This is a genomic window from Pseudomonas alcaligenes, assembly GCF_014490745.1.
Lineage (GTDB): Bacteria > Pseudomonadota > Gammaproteobacteria > Pseudomonadales > Pseudomonadaceae > Aquipseudomonas > Aquipseudomonas alcaligenes_C.
In genome coordinates, this window is the sequence record NZ_LZEU01000001.1 from 3,372,261 (window position 1) to 3,388,101 (window position 15,841).

Annotated in this window: 13 protein-coding genes; 3 read left to right on the plus strand and 10 right to left on the minus strand. The window is 65.6% G+C overall.

What is annotated here, in order from left to right; genetic code table 11:
• Nucleotides 1-7: 7 nt before the first annotated feature.
• The 8 genes from A9179_RS15315 to A9179_RS15350 all read right to left on the minus strand — a co-directional run bounded on the left by A9179_RS15315 (nucleotide 8) and on the right by A9179_RS15350 (nucleotide 9,715).
• Nucleotides 8-1,534, minus strand: coding sequence for an MFS transporter (locus tag A9179_RS15315; protein ID WP_187807082.1), 1,527 nt, complete (start codon nucleotides 1,532-1,534; stop codon nucleotides 8-10).
• Nucleotides 1,535-1,670: 136 nt separating this feature from the next.
• Nucleotides 1,671-2,588 carry a LysR family transcriptional regulator gene (locus A9179_RS15320; RefSeq protein ID WP_187807083.1) on the minus strand — a complete coding sequence of 306 codons (918 nt, stop codon included), beginning with the start codon at nucleotides 2,586-2,588 and terminating at the stop codon, nucleotides 1,671-1,673.
• Between the two features lie 174 nt (nucleotides 2,589-2,762).
• Nucleotides 2,763-4,421 (minus strand): amidohydrolase, encoded by a 1,659-nt coding sequence (locus A9179_RS15325; RefSeq protein ID WP_187807084.1) that lies wholly within the window; start codon nucleotides 4,419-4,421, stop codon nucleotides 2,763-2,765.
• 171 nt (nucleotides 4,422-4,592) lie between these two features.
• A complete protein-coding gene (locus A9179_RS15330) occupies nucleotides 4,593-5,720 on the minus strand; it encodes an agmatine deiminase family protein (protein WP_187807085.1) in 1,128 nt (375 codons plus the stop codon).
• 110 nt (nucleotides 5,721-5,830) lie between these two features.
• Nucleotides 5,831-6,562, minus strand: a complete 732-nt coding sequence (locus A9179_RS15335) for a TorF family putative porin (RefSeq protein WP_187807086.1) — start codon at nucleotides 6,560-6,562, stop codon at nucleotides 5,831-5,833.
• Between the two features lie 95 nt (nucleotides 6,563-6,657).
• Nucleotides 6,658-7,752: an extracellular solute-binding protein gene (locus A9179_RS15340; RefSeq protein ID WP_187807087.1), complete on the minus strand. Its 1,095-nt coding sequence runs from the start codon at nucleotides 7,750-7,752 to the stop codon at nucleotides 6,658-6,660.
• Between the two features lie 2 nt (nucleotides 7,753-7,754).
• Nucleotides 7,755-8,663 carry an N-carbamoylputrescine amidase gene (aguB, locus tag A9179_RS15345; protein WP_187807088.1) on the minus strand — a complete coding sequence of 303 codons (909 nt, stop codon included), beginning with the start codon at nucleotides 8,661-8,663 and terminating at the stop codon, nucleotides 7,755-7,757.
• The gene (locus tag A9179_RS15350) at nucleotides 8,663-9,715 is read right to left on the minus strand and encodes an agmatine deiminase family protein (protein WP_187807089.1); all 1,053 of its coding nucleotides are present in this window, start codon (nucleotides 9,713-9,715) and stop codon (nucleotides 8,663-8,665) included. The genes aguB and A9179_RS15350 overlap by 1 nt, the downstream gene beginning before the upstream one ends.
• A 133-nt stretch (nucleotides 9,716-9,848) precedes the next feature.
• Between A9179_RS15350 and A9179_RS15355 the strand changes: the two genes are divergently transcribed.
• Together A9179_RS15355 and A9179_RS15360 are read left to right on the plus strand one after the other, a co-directional pair.
• Nucleotides 9,849-10,718 (plus strand): LysR substrate-binding domain-containing protein, encoded by an 870-nt coding sequence (locus tag A9179_RS15355; protein ID WP_187807090.1) that lies wholly within the window; start codon nucleotides 9,849-9,851, stop codon nucleotides 10,716-10,718.
• On the plus strand, nucleotides 10,705-11,184 hold the full coding sequence (locus tag A9179_RS15360; protein ID WP_394354733.1) for an acyl-CoA thioesterase: 480 nt from the start codon (nucleotides 10,705-10,707) through the stop codon (nucleotides 11,182-11,184). Before A9179_RS15355 ends, A9179_RS15360 begins: the two co-directional genes overlap by 14 nt.
• Nucleotides 11,185-11,243: 59 nt before the next feature.
• On the opposite strand, the gene fadD1 is transcribed toward A9179_RS15360, so the two are convergent.
• Complete coding sequence (gene fadD1 / locus A9179_RS15365; protein WP_187807091.1) at nucleotides 11,244-12,935, minus strand: long-chain-fatty-acid--CoA ligase FadD1; 1,692 nt, start codon at nucleotides 12,933-12,935, stop codon at nucleotides 11,244-11,246.
• Nucleotides 12,936-13,176: 241 nt separating this feature from the next.
• A complete protein-coding gene (fadD2, locus tag A9179_RS15370) occupies nucleotides 13,177-14,865 on the minus strand; it encodes a long-chain-fatty-acid--CoA ligase FadD2 (protein ID WP_187807092.1) in 1,689 nt (562 codons plus the stop codon).
• A gap of 196 nt (nucleotides 14,866-15,061) precedes the next feature.
• On the opposite strand from fadD2, the gene A9179_RS15375 reads away from it, so the two are divergent.
• Nucleotides 15,062-15,793, plus strand: a complete 732-nt coding sequence (locus A9179_RS15375) for a substrate-binding periplasmic protein (protein ID WP_262410602.1) — start codon at nucleotides 15,062-15,064, stop codon at nucleotides 15,791-15,793.
• The last annotated feature ends 48 nt before the right edge of the window (nucleotides 15,794-15,841 follow it).

Sequence of the window (15,841 nt, forward strand, 5' to 3'; positions counted from 1 at the left end):
CTCCGGGTCAGGCCGCGCGCGGCGGATAGATGCGCGTGGGGACGAAGGGAATGATCAGGATCAGCGCGACGGCTATGGCCGCCACGCACAGGTAGAGGTCGGCCGAGGTCAGCACCACGGCCTGCTTATGCAGGCGCGTGGCCAGGTTGGCGCTGTCGGTCAGCAGCGGCGTGTTGCCCAGGCGGTCGACCAGCATGCTCGAGTGGAAATGCAGGCGTGCCGTGGTCAGCGCATCCAGCAGGCCGGTAGCGAGCACGGCGGCGAAGCCCTTGACCGAGTTGAACCAGGCCGAGGCGAACGGCCCCTGCGCCGGCACTATGCTGCCGGTAGAGAGCATCAGCAGCGGCAGCACGGCCATCGGCTGGGCGAAGATCTGCAGCGCCTGCACCAGGTAGAAATCGTCGCGAATCCACGCCGAGGTGATCTGCGAACCCAGCACGCAGGAGGTCGCCAGCAGCGCCAGGCCGGTGGCCAGCACCCAGCGGCAATCGACCCGGCGCAGGTTGCACAGCGCCGCCACCAGCGGCAGCGCCAGCAGTTGCGGCAAGGCCACGGTGAGCAGCACCGGCGCCGTCTGCAGCGGCCGGTAGCCCTGCACCTGGGCCAGGTAGCTGGAGGGAATCAGGCTCGATGCCAGCAGAACGAATAGCACCCCGCCCAGGGTGAACAGGGCGAAGCTCAAGTTGCGCAGCTGGAGCAGCTGCAACTTGAAGAACGGCAGCGGGTGGCGCCATTCATTGAGCAGGAACAGCACCAGCAGCAGGCTGCCGCCACCGAGCAAGGCGACTATCAGCGGTGACTCGAACCAGGCTAGGCGTTCGCCCTGCAGCAGGCCGATCACCAGCATGCTGATCGCCGGGAACCCCAGCAGCAGGCCCTGCCAGTCGAACTGGGCGAAACGCTCCAGGCGCAGCGGATCCTGCGGCAGGCCCCAGGCCACGGCGGCCATGGCCAGCAGGCCGGTGGGAATGATCTGCCAGAAGGCCCACTGCCAGCCGACGTACTCGACCCAGAAGGCCGCCAGCGGCGTGCCCAGGCTGGGGCCGAAGGTGGCAGTCAGCGCGTAGCTGGCCAGGCCGTAGAGCTTGATATTGGCCGGCAGGAAACGCAGCGCCACGGTCATCAGCATCGGCGGCAGCGCGCCGCCGGCCAGGCCCTGCAGGGCGCGCAGCAGCATCAGGCAGCGTTCGTTGGGCACGAAGGGGCTGAGCAGGCCGAGCAGCATGAAGGCGGCGATGGCGCACAGGGTGAAACGACGCAGGGAGAGGGTCACCGCGAACCAGGGCGCGAAGGCCATGGCGCACACCGAGGGTGCGGCGTACAGGGCCAGCAGCCAGGTGCCTTCGTCGTGGCCGATGCCCATGGCGCCGCGGATATCGGCCAGGGCCACCTTGGTCACGTTCTCGTTGAAGCCGGCCACCAGCACCGCCAGCAGCACGCCAAGCAGACCAACCACGATGCGCGCGCCGAACGGCGTGGCCATCGGCGCGGGCGCCACCGCACCGGCCAGGGTCGGCTGCACGGCGGCATTCATGGCTGCGGCGACCTGGATAACGGGTGGACAAAGCGCTGCATGACGCATTTCCGGATTGAGGACACCGGTGAATTCTGCGGTGCACCGGCAATGCCGAAAATTGCAATGTTCTTAATTTATGATTGCATGCTACGCACTATTCATCCGACCAGCCGTCCGGCCCGTCCAGGCAGCACTGCTTGATCAGCCCGCGCAGCCAGCGGTGCGCGGAGTCGTTGTCGAAGCGCGGGTGCCAGCTCTGGCGTACCTGCACCGGCTCCAGCGCCAGGGGAATGGCGAAGGAACGCAGCGGCAGGCCCAGGCGCCGGCAGACCCATACCACCGGCTCGGGCATGGGCAGGATCAGGTCGGACTCCATCAGCGCCAGCACCGCCGAGAAGAAGCTCGGCGAGATCAGCACCACGCGCCGGGCCAGTTCCAGCTCGGCCAGGCGGTGGTCTATGGGGCCGCGGGCCAGGCCACGGCGCGACACGCTGATGTGGTCGTAGGAGGCAAAGCGCTGCGCGCTGATCGGCTCGTCGAAGATCGGGTGGCCGGCGCGGGCCAGGCCGACGAAGCGGCTGCCGAACAGGCCCTGGGACTTGATCTCTGCAGTCTGCGCACTGGAGGCACCGATGATCAGGTCGATGCGCCCCTCGCGCAGGGCCTCGTCGTCGCCGTCGATCTCCGGTACGAAGCGCAGCACCACATCGGGCGCCTGCTGGTGCATGCGCTCGACCAGGCGGCCGCCGTAACAGACCATGAAGATGTCGTTGGTGCGCACGTTGAACTGGCGCTGCAGGGTCGGCAGGTCGACCTCGGCAGAGCGGAACAGGCCGCTGGCCTGCTCGACCAGGCCACGCACCTGCTCACGCAGCTCCAGGGCCCGTGGCGTCGGCACCAGGCCACGACCGGCGCGCACCAGAATCGGGTCGCCAACCGCCTCGCGGATACGCGTGAGGGTGCGGCTCATGGCCGGCGCGCTGAGGTGCATGCGCCGCGCGGCACCGACCACGCTGCCCTCGTCGAGGAGGATATCGAGGGCCACCAGCAGGTTGAGGTCAGGCAGTTGCATGCAGCGCACCTTCCAGTCGCAATGAGTGCAGTGGCTGCAACTGTATAAGCTCAAGCGGGTGACGTCGATGCCGCAACTCCCCTCTCCCTCCGGGAGAGGGGCCGGGGGTGAAGGATGCTGGGAATATCCGGGGAAACCGCCCTCACCCCAGCCCTCTCCCGCAGGGAGAGGGGGCTAAAAGCCCTTGGCGCGGTAGACCTCCTCGCCGCCCAGCAATGTCCACAGCACCTTGGCCTGGCCGATCTGGCTGGTCGGCAGCTTGAAGATGTCGCGATCCAGCACCACCAGGTCGGCCTGCTTGCCCACCTGCAGCGAGCCGGTGTCCTGCTCCTGGCGCAGGGTGTAGGCCGGGCCCAGGGTGTAGGCGCGAATCGCCGCGTCCAGGTTGGGCAGGCCACGCGCGCCCAGGCTCAGGGCGTTCTGCATGATGCCCAGCGGCGACAGCGGGTTCACATCCCAGTCGGAACTCAGGGTGACCCGCGCGCCGCTGTCGTACAGCGCGCGCATCGGCAGCATGCGCTGGGCACGCTCACCGATCAGCGGCTGGTTGTCCTTGAGGAACGACGGGCTGAAGTAGCGGCTGGGCTGGAAGTCGGCGATCACGTCCAGCTGGCGAAAGCGCGGCAGGTCGGCCGCATCGACCAGTTCGACATGGGTCAGCCGATGGCGCCCCGGCGTGGCCTGGGCGATGGCATCCAGGGCATCACCCACTGCCTGGTCGCCGATGGTGTGGATATGCAGGTCGAAGCCGGTCGCCGACAACTCGCGGGCATAGCGCGCCAGGCGCTCGGGAGTGAAGTAGTAGAGGCCGCGCGGATCGACGCCGGCCAGGCTGTGCTGGTAGGGCTGGCGCAGGCGCGCGGTGGTGTTGTGCACGATGCCGTCGACATACAGCTTGATCTGGCTGACGTGCAGCAGGCTGTCGGTAGCGCCGGGAGCGTACAGGGCCTTGAGGTCGGCCAGCTGCTGGTCGTCATCCAGCTGCGGGTAGGCCCACAGGCCGAGGGTGGTGCGGGCCTTGAGCTGATCCTCGCGGGCGGCGCGCTGCCAGGCCTGGAGATGGCCACGGCGCCAGAACACCCGGGCGTCGGCCACCGAGGTGATGCCGTTGCGCGCCAGCTCGTCCTGGCCAGCCAGCACAGCCTGGTAATACACCTCCTGCAGCGCCTTGGAGGGCGGCAGGGCCTTGTCCATCACCAGGTCGCCGGCGTTGTCGAGGACGATGCCGGTCGGTTTGCCTTGCGCGTCACGCAGGATCACCCCGCCCACCGGATTGCCCGCAGCCGCCTCGATGCCGGCCAGTTGCAGCGCCTTGCTGTTGAGCCAGTAGGAGTGCGAGGTCTCCTCCATGATCGCGATCGGCAGGTCAGCGGAGATTTCATCGAGCAGCGCGCGCGGACTCTCGCCACTGTCGAGCAGGGTATGCAGGGCGAAGCCGCTGCCCAGCAGCCACTCGCCCTGCGCCGCCTCGGCACATTCGCCAATGGCGTCCAGCCACTGCTCAACCCCGTCCTCGGTATCCAGCTGGCAATCGCCCTGGGCCTCGGACGAGGCGTCCAGTACATGCGCATGGCTATCCTGGAAACCCGGCAGCACCAGGCGCCCGCCGAGGTCGACGACGTCACTGTCGTCATCGGCATATTCATCGACCTCGGCCGCACGGCCGACGGCGAGGATGGTGCCCTCCTCGTCTATGGCCAGGGCCTCGGCCCAGGGCTGGGCAGGGTTCACCGTGTAGATGCGGGCGTTATGCAGCACCAGGCTGGCGACAGGCTCTTCAGCCTGGACGGTGACCGCCAGGGCAATGGACAACGACAAAAACAACCTGCGCATGGCAGCGCTCCTCAAGCAAAAAAGCCATGCCCGGCCGGGTGGCGAGGCATGGCATAAAAGGGAGGTTGGTCAGCTCCCTCGATGGAGCAAGTAAAGATCACTCAAGCAGACCGTCATTCCCGCGCAGGCGGGAGCAACGGACAAACCTGCTCTTCAGCGTTGCCCCGACAGCTACACCAGCCGCGGCATGTTCTTGGTCACGCAGTGGATACCGCCGCCACCGCCGGCGATCGGGTCGATATTGACCTGGACGATGACGCGCCCCGGATAGAGCTTGGTGAGCAGATCCTTGCAGTACTTGTCCGCGGCCGCATCGCCGAACTGCGGGGCGATCACCGCGCCATTGATCGGCAGGAAGTTGATGTAGCCCGGGGCGAAGTCCGGGTTGTTCTGGCTGTACACGTTCTGCCGCGGTTTCAGGGGTGGCGGCAGGGTGTGCACGGTCAGCTTGCGGCCGTCGGCGTCGGTAGCGGATTGGAGGATGCTCAGGTGGGTGCGGGTCACCGCGTAGTCGTAGGACTTGGGGTCGTTGTCCAGGTTGGCGATGACCACGCCCGGCTTGACGAAGCGCGCGTAGAAATCCACGTGGGCATCGGTAATGTCCTTGCCCTTGATGCCCGGCAGCCAGATGATCTTGCGCAGGCCGAGGTTGGCCTTCAGTTCGGCCTCGATCTGCGCCTTGCTCATGCCCGGGTTGCGGTTGCTGTTGATCCAGCAGCTCTCGGTCATGATCGCCGTGCCGTGGCCGTCCACTTCGATGCCACCGCCCTCGCCGGTCAGCTGGCTGCCGATGTAGCTGGCGTCCATCTCGTAGCTCAGGGCATCGGCGACCTGGGTGTCGTTGCTGGCGGTCTGCTTGTTGCCCCAGCCGTTGAAGTTGAAGTCGACCAGGCCGCGCCCGCCCTGCCCGTCGAGGACGAAGCAGCCGCCGTAGTCGCGCACCCAGATGTCATCCAGCGGCATGGTCAAAAACTGGATGTTGGTGGTGCCGCACTTGCTCTTGGCCTGGCTCAGCTGGTTGGCGCGGCACAGCACGGTCACCGGCTGGTACTTGGCGATGGCCTTGGCCAGGGTGGCCACGGTGTTGTTCACCGCCGTGGCCCAGTCGTCCCAGATCGACGTGGAGGCGGCGAAGGCGAGGAACACCCGCTCCTGCAGCTCACTTTCGTCAGGCATGTACCAGCTGCCGGCCAGGGCGGCACGCACCCGTGGCGCACTGATGCCCAGGCCCAGGGAAGCAACGGCGCCAATACCGGCGGCCATCGTCAGGTGTTTCATGAAATCGCGACGCGTAGACATGGAGTGTCCCTCTTCTGGTGGAGTTGTGTGGCCGCCCGCAGCCGGACGGCCCGCCATCAATGGCTTGCTGCTCCCTGGCACAACGCACAGGCCGCCGGCCCGGCGCCGGCTCAAAAGGTCTTGTTGACGCCCAGCACCAGGGTCGCCGCGCAGACATCGTCGAAGCCCATGTAGTTGCTGCACTCGCTGTCGCCGAGGTCGGTGTCGACGTAGCTGGCCGACCAGTTGAGGCCGAGCAGTTCCTTGCTCAGCTTGATCTGCCACTCGTTGTAGCTGTCGCGGGTGTCGCCGCTGCCGTCGAGCAGCAGCGGATCCTTGAGGTCGACCAGGCCGTAGCGCAGATCCAGCGCGACCTCCATCGGCAGCTGGGTGCCGTAGCCGAGGTAGCTGTACAGGTAGCTCTGGTCGCCGCCGAGGTTGTCCGAGTAATAGGCGCCGAGCTTGGCGCCGTAGACGGTCAGCTGGCTGAAGTACTCGCCGTAGTTGAGCGCGCTCTGCCGCGGGTATTCGTACTGGAAGTAGGCCGTGTCGAGGCTGACGTCGTCGCTGATCTGCCAGTTGTAGCCGGCGTAGTAGTCGATCTCCTGGCGGGTCTTGCTGCCCAGGCCGAAGTCGACGTTGGAACTCCACACTCCGGCATACAGGCCGCTGCTGTGGCTGAGGGTGGCCGAGCCCTGCAGGGCCGGGTCGTTCTGCGTCTGCGAGATGCCACGGGTGCGGTAGTCGCTGTAGACGCCGGCATCCAGGTACAGACTGAAATCCTCGTTCAGCTCGATGGCCTGGCTGAGCCCCCAGGGCGCGAGCAGTACGGTGGCCAGGGTGGCCGCGGGCAGGTACTTCATCGGTGGTTCCTTTCTTGTTGTTGTCGAATTGCGGGCATGGCTACGCCGCAGTGCCCGGCAGCTCAGGAGCTGGCGGACACCGACGGGCGCATGGGTCAGTGAGCGGTCGTTTTAAAGGTCGTCCAGGTGCGCATGCGCGCACGCATGGAGCGCTGCGGGATGTCCTTGCCGGCAATCAGGCGCTCGTAGGTGGCGTCGTCGGCGTAGATGTCCGGATTGTTGCGCATGTCGGCATTCACCATCGGCCGCGCCGTGGCGCTGGAGGTCGGATAGCCGGTGGCGTTGCTGATCGCCGCCATGTTCTCCGGGCGCATGATGAAGTTGATGAAGGCGTAGGCGTATTCCGGGTGCTTGGCATCCACCGGGATGGCCATGGTGTCCATCCAGATCGTGGTGCCTTCACGGGGGATATGGAACTGGAAGTCCACCGCCTTGCCGGCTTCCTTGGCCGCGCGCTGGGCCTGGGTGACGTCGCCGCTGTAGCCGAGCGACAGGCACAGGTCGCCGTTGACCAGGTCGGTCACCGGCTGCGACTGGAACTTGCGGATATACGGTTTGATCGACACCAGCAGGTCGCCGGCGGCCTTGAGGTCTTCCGGCTCGGCGCTGCGCGGCGGCCGGCCGAGGTAGTTGAGCACCACGGCCAGCACTTCGTCCGGCGAGTCGATCATCGAGATGCCGCAGTCGGCGAACTTGGCCGCGTTCTCCGGCTTGAACAGCAGGTCGAGGCTGTTCACCGGCGCATTCGGCAGGCGCTTGGCGATCGCCTCGGCGTTGTAGGTGATGCCGATGCTGCCCCAGGTGTAGGGCACGGTGGCGTGCCGCGAGTACGGATACTTGGTCTGCAGGCGCTGCAGGCCGGGCTCGATCTCGGCCAGGTGCTTGAGCTTTTCCGGCTCCAGCTTCTGCAGCGCGCCGGCACGCATCAGGCGTTCGGCCACGGTGTCGCCGGGGAAGATCAGGTCGTAGCCGCTGTTGCCGGACATCATCTTGGCTTCCAGGGTTTCGCTGCCGTCCATCACGTCGTAGATCACCCGGATGCCGGTTTCCTTGGTGAAGTTGGGGATGGTGTCGGCGGCGAAGTAGTCGGCCCAGTTGTACAGGCGCAGGGTCTTCTCCTCGACGGCAGCCGAGGCCTGGGCGCCGTACAGCGCCAGTGCAGCGATCAACAGTGTGTTCTTGGCATTCATGCTCAGACTCCTTGGTGATTCCAGCGCACGTGGGTTTGCCGACCGTCCAGGCCCAGCAGCGGGCCATACATTTCCGGGCGGCGGTCGCGGTAGATGCCCCAGGTCAGGCGCTCCTCGCGCATGGCCGCCAGATCCAGCTCGCGCACCAGCACGCCGCGCGTGTCACGGTCGGCCTCGGCGAGCAGCTTGCCCTTGTGGTCGGTGATGAAGGACGAACCGTAGAAGCTCATCTGCAGCGCCGGATCGCCGGTCGCCACTTCGCGGCCGATACGGTTGGCGGCCACCACCGGCATGATGTTGGCGGCGGCATGGCCGCGCTGGGTCAGCTGCCAGTGGTCGCGCGAGTCGAGCGCCGCGGCGCCCGGCTCGGAGCCGATGGCGGTGGGAAACAGCAGCACCTCGGCGCCCTGCAGGGCCAGGCAGCGTGCGGTCTCGGGGAACCACTGATCCCAGCAGATGGCTACGCCGAGGCGGCCGTAGGCACTGTCCCAGACGCGGAAACCGCTGTCGCCGGGGCTGAAGTATTCCTTCTCCTGATAGCCGATGGCGTTGGGGATATGGGTCTTGCGGTACACGCCGCGCAGCTGGCCATCGGCATCGGCCAGCGCCAGGGAGTTGAAGTAGGCGTTGCCGGCCTTCTCGAACCAGGACAGCGGCAGCACCACGCCGAGCTCCCGGGCCAGGGCGGCGAAGCGCTTGAGCACGCGGCTGTTGCTGTATTCCTCGGCCAGCGCCAGGTGTTCGTGGCGCTGTTCGATGCAGAAGTACGGGGTGGCGAACAGCTCCTGCAGCAGGATCACCTGGGCGCCCTGGCTGGCAGCCTGGCGTACCAGCTGCTCGGCCTGATCGAGGTTGTCGTCGAGGTTCCAGCTGCAGGCGAACTGGGTGGTAGCGACCTTGAGCATGCTCATCAGCTCCACACCGGCCAGGCCGGCTGCTGCTGGGTGATGCAGTGCACCCCGCCGCCGCCATGGGCCAGGTTGTTGATCTGCACCGGCACCACTTCGCGGCCCGGGAAGGCCATGCGCAGGGTGGCGGCCGCGTCCTGGTCGGCGGCGATGCCGTAGGCCGGCATGATGATGGCGCCGTTGGCGATGTAGAAGTTGGTGTAGGAAGCGCAGAACACTTCCGCCTCGGTATCCACCGCCTCGCTGGCCTCGAACAGCTCGAGCATCTCGAACTTGCGCCCGCGGGCATCGGTAGCCAGCTCCAGGGCACGGCGGTTCTCGCGCACCACTTCGGCATACACCGAGGACTGATCACGGGTGGCGTCCACCAGCAGCGCACCGGGCTTGGCGAAGGCGCACACGCCGTCGATGTGGCCGTCGGTCATGTCGCCGGTGACGTGATCCGGGTCGCCCGGCAGCCAGATGGTCTTCTTCACCCCGAGCAGACGGGCGAAGATTTCCTCGATCTCGGCCTTGCTCATGCCCGGGTTGCGGTTGGTGTTGAGCAGCACCGATTCGGTGGTGATCAGGGTGCCGTCGCCGTCGACATGGATGGCGCCACCTTCGTTGGAGAGCGGCGTACCGAAGCACTCCAGGCCGAGGCCGTTGAGGATGCGGCGGGCCAGGCCCTCGTCGAGATCATGCTCGGACTTGCCGCCCCAGGAGTTGAAGCGCCAGCTGACCCCGGCCATACCCAGTTGCGGGTGGCAGACGAAGCTCGGCCCGGAGTCGCGGCACCAGCTGTCGTTGACCGGCAGCTCGATCAGCTCGATGTTGGCGCCACACAGTTCGCGGGCACGGAAGGCCGCCGAACGGTCGACCACCATCTTCACCGGCTCGAAGCGGGCAATGGCGTTGGCGACGCGGGCGAAGTCGACCTGCACCTCGGCCAGGGTCACGCCCCAACCGGACTCCCACAGTGGCTGGTTGTGCGGCCAGACCATCCAGGTGGCGGCGTGCGGAACCCATTCGGCGGGCATGAACCAGGTGTTTTCTGCGACTGCGTTATGCTGCATACAAGTGCCTTCAGTTAAGTCTTTGTTATCACTGAAAACCGCGAATGCGGTGATGGCTTGCATGCTAGGCCTGTGAAAACGGCGCAACAAACGATAGATTTTCCTCAAATCTGATTAGCTGGACTTATCAAAGATGCTCAAACACTGGCCCCCACTGAACGCCCTGCGCGGCTTCGAAGCCGCCGCCCGCCTGGGCAGCTTCCACAAGGCCGCCGAGGAGCTGCACCTCACCCAGTCGGCGATCAGCCAGCAGATCCGCAGCCTCGAAGGTTTCCTCGAACAGCCGCTGTTCTTCAGGAGCGGGCGCAGCGTCAGCCTGACCGATGCCGGGCATGACCTGCTCAGCACCACCCAGTCGCTGCTGCAGCAGCTGGCCGTAGGCATCCGCCGCCTGGAGCAGTACCGCAAGCCCAACCAGCTGGTGGTCAATACCACGCCGGCCTTCGCCCGCCACTGGCTGGTGCCGCGCCTGGGCGAGTTCCACCGCCTGCACCCGGAGGTCGACCTGTGGCTGTTCACCAGCGACGAAATACCGGACATGGCCAGCCAGACCATCGACCTGGCCGTGCGCGACGATCTCAGCGCCCAGGCCGAATGCAGCTTCCGCGTGCTACTGGAAGACCGCCTCTACCCGGCCTGTCACCCGCGCCTGCTGGCCACCCCGGCGAGCCAGCGCACCACCCTGCACGGCGAGCGCGAGATGGACTGGAGCCACTGGCAGGTGCAGGGCGGCGCGGATATCGGCCAGCACAGCCAGGGGCTGAACTTCTCCGACCCCGGCCTGCTGCTGGATGCCGCCAGCCAGGGCCTGGGCATCGCCCTGGTCAGCCAGTTGCTGGCCAGCCAGGCGCGCCGCGACGGCCTGCTGCAGCCGCTGGTGGAGCAGACCATCCGCGGGCCCAAGTGGGCCTGGCTGGTTCACCGCGACAGCGAGAACGATCCGCTGACCCGCCACTTCTGCGCCTGGCTGGAACAACGCCTGAGCCCTGGTGGGGACGCCTGAAACCACTGCCGCACGTTATGATCGCGGCATCATCCAACAGCTCAGCCAGGCACGTTCCGCCATGCCCTTCATCACCACCCGCACCGTTGTGTTTGGCGATTGCGACCCCGCCGGGATCGTCTACACCCCGCGCATCGCCTACTTCGTCATCGAGGCGATCCACGAGTTTCTCTCCCACCGGCTCGGTGGCGAGGGTCTGCGCAAGCTGTTCGCCATGGGCATCCTGCCGCCGGCGCGGGCGCTGTCGATCGAGTTTCTCTCGCCCATGACCTGGGACGAAGTGATCAGCATCGAGGTGCGCAGCGAAGCCCCCGGCGCCACCTCGTTCAGCTTCGCCGTGGAAGGCCGCCAGGCATCGGGCGAAGCGACCTTCCGCGCCACGATGACCCAGGTGTGCATCAGCCCCGAGAGCAAGCAGCCGACCGCCCTCCCCGAGGCATTGCGCCAGGCCCTGACGGACGATTGAGTAACTCGCAGAAACGAAAAAGCCCCGCCGAAGCGGGGCTTTTCAGTTCAGGGTGAAGATCAGGCCGGGGTGGCCAGTTTCTTCAGCTCCTGGTCACGCAGCTCGCGGCGCAGGATCTTGCCGACGTTGGTGGTCGGCAGGCTGTCGCGGAACTCGACCGAACGCGGCACCTTGTAACCGGTGAGGTTGCCACGCATGTGCTCCATCACCTGATCCTTGGTCAGGCTTTCGCCCGGCTTGACCACCACGAAGACCTTGATCGCCTCGCCCGAACGCTCGTCCGGGATGCCGATGGCGGCGCACTGCAGCACGCCCGGCAGGGTGGCGAGCACGTCTTCCAGCTCGTTCGGGTACACGTTGAAGCCGGATACCAGGATCATGTCCTTCTTGCGGTCGACGATGCGCATGAAGCCGTCGTCCTGGATGATGGCGATGTCGCCAGTCTTCAGCCAGCCGTCGGCATCGAGCATTTCATCGGTGGCTTCCTGGCGCTGCCAGTAGCCCTTCATCACCTGCGGGCCCTTGACGCACAGCTCGCCACGCTCGCCCAGCGGCTGCTCGACGCCAGCGTCGTCGATAACCTTGCACAGGGTCGACGGAACCGGGATGCCGATGGTGCCGACCTGGATGTTCTGGAACGGGTTCACCGATACCACCGGGCTGGTTTCGGTCATGCCGTAACCTTCGCAGATGGCGCAGCCGGTGACATCTTTCCAGCGCTCGGCGCTGGCCAGCTGCAGGGCCATGCCGCCAGACAGGGTCAGCTTCAGCGCGGAGAAGTCCAGGGCACGGAACGCCTCGTTGTTGCACAGGGCAACGAACAGGGTGTTGAGGCCGACGAAGGCGGTGAACTTCCAGTTGCCCAGTTCCTTCACGGTGCCCGGCAGGTCGCGCGGGTTGGTCACCAGGATGTTGTGGTTGCCGGTGAGCATCATCGCCATGCAATGGAAGGTGAAGGCGTAGATGTGGTACAGCGGCAGCGGGCAGATGACGATCTCGCAACCTTCATTGAGGTTGGAGCCCATCAGCGCCTTGGATTGCAGCATGTTGGCGATCAGGTTGCGGTGGGTCAGCATCGCGCCCTTGGCCACGCCGGTGGTGCCACCGGTGTACTGCAGCACGGCCACGTCGCCGTTGCTCGGGCTGGCTTCGTTGACGCTCTTGCCACGGCCCAGGGCCAGGGCGGCATTGAACTTGACGGCTTGCGGCAGGTTGAACGCCGGCACCATCTTCTTCACGTACTTGACCACGGCGTTGACCAGCAGGCGCTTGAGCGGCGGCAGCAGGTCGGCTACTTCGGTGACGATGACGTGCTTGACGCCGGTCTTGGGCAGCACTTCCTCGGCCAGGTGGGCCATGTTGGCCAGGCACACCAGGGCCTTGGCGCCGGAGTCGTTGAACTGGTGTTCCATCTCCCGCGCGGTGTACAGCGGGTTGGTGTTGACCACGATGAGGCCGGCACGCATGGCGCCGAATACCACCACCGGGTATTGCAGGATGTTCGGCAGCTGCACGGCGATGCGGTCGCCGGGCTTGAGGTCGGTGTGGTTCTGCAGATAGGCGGCAAACGCGCCGGACAGCTCGTACATCTCACCATAGGTGAGGGTCTTGCCCAGGTTGCTGAACGCAGGCTTGTCGGCAAAGCGTTGGCAGGACTGTTTCAGTACGGCCTGAATATTGGGGTACTGGTCGGCATCGATCTCGGCAGCGATCCCGACAGGGTACTTGTCCTTCCAGAAGTTTTCGGTCATGGAAGCCTACTCCTGAGCTACAGCTATGTTCACCGCGCAAATGGCGACGATTTGTTGTGATGAGTGTGCCTTTTTTGTGCACGAGTGCGGCAAAAAAGCGCGCCGAGAGTAGCAGCTTTGCCAGGGGTCGCCTAGCACCAAACCTGCCCTTGCCAGTCAAAAAAATGACCGATCATCGCTGATCGGTCATTTATACGAAACCCGTCGAAAATGCCTGCCTAGCTTAGGCCAGGCAAGGCTTTCAGGCGATGTCGCGGAGCTCGCGGCGGAGGATCTTGCCCACCGGGGTCATCGGCAGAGCATCCTTGAGGACGATGTGCTTGGGCACCTTGTAGCCGGTGAAGTTCTCGCGGCAGTAGGCCTTGAGCTCTTCGATGCTGACGCCGCCCTCGCGCGGCACGACGAACAACTTGACCGCCTCGCCAGACTTTTCGTCCGGCACGCCGATGGCCGCGCAGCTGGCAACTTTCGGGTGGGCCATGACCACGTCCTCGATCTCGTTGGGGTACACGTTGAAGCCGGAGACGATGATCATGTCCTTCTTGCGATCGACGATGCGCACATAGCCGTCCGGGTCGATCACCGCGATGTCGCCGGTCTTGAACCAGCCCTCGGCGTCCAGCACCTCGGCGGTAGCCTCTTCGCGCTGCCAGTAGCCCTTCATTACCTGCGGGCCCTTGATGCACAACTCGCCGCGTTCGCCGATCGGCTGCTCGACGCCGTTGTCGTCGATCACCTTGAGCGCGGTACCGGCCACCGGGATACCCACGGTGCCCAGGCGCGACAACGTGCCGTAGCAGTTGGTGGTGGCCACCGGCGAGGTTTCGGTGAGGCCGTAGCCTTCGACGATGGAGCAGCCGGTGATCTTCTCCCAGCGCTCGGCCGTGGCCTTGACCAGGGCGGTACCGCCGGAGTTGGTCAGTTTGAAGTTGGAGAAATCGAGGTTCTTGAACTCCGGGTGATCCATCAGCGCGACGAACAGAGTGTTGAGCCCCAGCAGCGCGGAGAACTTCCACTTACCCAGCTCCTTGACGAAGCCAGGGATGTCGCGCGGGTTGGTGATCAGCACGTTGTGGTTGCCGCTGACCATCATGCACATGCAGTTCGCGGTGAAGGCATAGATGTGATAGAGCGGCAGCGGCGCGATCATGATCTCGCCACCTTCGCGCATCAGCGGCAGGCCATCGGCGCCGAGCTGCTGCAGGCAGTTGAACACCTGCTGCATGTTGGCCACCAGGTTGCCGTGGGTGAGCATGGCGCCTTTGGCCACGCCAGTGGTGCCGCCGGTGTACTGCAGCACGGCGACATCCTCGAGGGCAGCCTTGACCGGCTTCAGCGCATGACCGCGGCCGGCACGCAGCACGTCCTTGAAGGACAGCGCCTGCGGCAGCTGGTAATCCGGCACCATCTTCTTCACGTGCTTGACCACGCTGTTGACCAGCCAGCCCTTGAGGCTCGGCAGCATGTCGCCCATGCGCGCTTCGATCAGGTATTCGATCTGGGTATCGGGCAGCACCTCCTGCACCGACTTGCCGAAGGTGTTCAGGTACACCAGCGCACGCACCCCGGCATCGTTGAACTGATGGCGCATCTCGCGCACGGTGTACAGCGGGTTGGTGTTGACCACGATCAGCCCGGCGCGCATGGCGCCGAACACGGCGATCGGGTACTGCAGGATATTGGGCATCTGCACGGCGATGCGGTCGCCGGGCTTGAGGTCGGTGTTCTTCTGCAGCCAGGCGGCGAAGGCAGCGGAATAACGCTCCAGGTCGGCATAGGTCAGCGTGACACCGAGATTGCTGAACGCCGGGCGATCAGCGAACTTCTTGCAGGAGCGCTCGAACACTTCAACCACCGAACGGTAGGTGGTCAGATCGACTTGGTTGGCTACGCCGGCCGGGCGCTTGTCGTCCCAGAAGTCAGGTTGCATTGTTTTTATCCCCTTGACCTGATGTTGTCGGTGTCCTTCGTCTGACGAAAGGCATCGCCGGAACTTAACAGCTCTACCGGGTCAGGCAAATAGCTGGTGACCGTCATTGATCGCGTGAATCTCGAACAAGAATGGGGCGGCGCCAATGAGCTTGGGCTATAGCTAGAACTCTGCCCATCGGAGTGTGATGCGCCCCATGTCGCTGCGCCTGCTGCTGGTTCTGCTGGGGCTCTGCTGGTTGCTGCCGAGCACAGCCAGCGAGCTGCGTCTGGCCACCCTGGAATACCCGCCCTACTCCTCACAGCTACGCCCTAACGGCGGCAGCATCGTCGAGCTGACCACCCGCGCCTTCGCCACCCAGGGCCAGCATGTGCGCATCGACTTCCTGCCCTGGGCACGGGTGCGCGCCGACCTGCACAGCGGTCTGTACCAGGGCGCCCTGGCCCTGTGGCCGCAGGAAATCATCGAGGAAGGCCTGACCGCCTCGCGTCCGCTGTTCTACAGCCAGCTAGGGCTGTTCGTGCGGCGCAGCCGGCCGGTGCACTTCAACGGCATCACCGACCTGGTCGGGCACAAGGTCGGCATCGTGCGCGGCTACGGCTACCCGCCGCACATCCTGCGTTCGGGGATCATCGCCGAGGAAGCGGTGGATGACATCAGCAACCTGCGCAAACTGCAGGCGCGACGCTTCGACCTGGTGCTGCTGGAACGCCTGGTCGGCGAATACCTGGTGGCCGGCGATGCCGAGCTGCGCGGCAAGCTGGTGTGGCAGGATCCGGCGCTAGAGCGCATCCCACTGTTCGTCGGTTTCCGCCCACAGGAACCAGGCCAGCCGGACTGGGCGGCGATCTTCGAGCGCGGCCTGCGCGAGCTGCATGCCAGCGGCGAGTACATGCAGATCCTGCGCCGCCACGCCGATACACCCTAGGCGCCAGCCCCACCGATCGGGCTTTGCCTGGCCGGGCCCGGCATGCAC

What these genes read in the sequence shown, in the direction of transcription:
- fadD2 (WP_187807092.1), bottom strand. Translation starts at nt 14,865, where the DNA reads ATGCAACCTGACTTCTGGGACGACAAGCGCCCGGCCGGCGTAGCCAAC.
- A9179_RS15330 (WP_187807085.1), bottom strand. Translation starts at nt 5,720, where the DNA reads ATGTCTACGCGTCGCGATTTCATGAAACACCTGACGATGGCCGCCGGT.
- fadD1 (WP_187807091.1), bottom strand. Translation starts at nt 12,935, where the DNA reads ATGACCGAAAACTTCTGGAAGGACAAGTACCCTGTCGGGATCGCTGCC.
- A9179_RS15315 (WP_187807082.1), bottom strand. Translation starts at nt 1,534, where the DNA reads ATGAATGCCGCCGTGCAGCCGACCCTGGCCGGTGCGGTGGCGCCCGCG.
- A9179_RS15355 (WP_187807090.1), top strand. Translation starts at nt 9,849, where the DNA reads ATGCTCAAACACTGGCCCCCACTGAACGCCCTGCGCGGCTTCGAAGCC.
- aguB (WP_187807088.1), bottom strand. Translation starts at nt 8,663, where the DNA reads ATGAGCATGCTCAAGGTCGCTACCACCCAGTTCGCCTGCAGCTGGAAC.
- A9179_RS15325 (WP_187807084.1), bottom strand. Translation starts at nt 4,421, where the DNA reads ATGCGCAGGTTGTTTTTGTCGTTGTCCATTGCCCTGGCGGTCACCGTC.
- A9179_RS15375 (WP_262410602.1), top strand. Translation starts at nt 15,062, where the DNA reads ATGTCGCTGCGCCTGCTGCTGGTTCTGCTGGGGCTCTGCTGGTTGCTG.
- A9179_RS15320 (WP_187807083.1), bottom strand. Translation starts at nt 2,588, where the DNA reads ATGCAACTGCCTGACCTCAACCTGCTGGTGGCCCTCGATATCCTCCTC.
- A9179_RS15335 (WP_187807086.1), bottom strand. Translation starts at nt 6,562, where the DNA reads ATGAAGTACCTGCCCGCGGCCACCCTGGCCACCGTACTGCTCGCGCCC.
- A9179_RS15350 (WP_187807089.1), bottom strand. Translation starts at nt 9,715, where the DNA reads ATGCAGCATAACGCAGTCGCAGAAAACACCTGGTTCATGCCCGCCGAA.
- A9179_RS15340 (WP_187807087.1), bottom strand. Translation starts at nt 7,752, where the DNA reads ATGAATGCCAAGAACACACTGTTGATCGCTGCACTGGCGCTGTACGGC.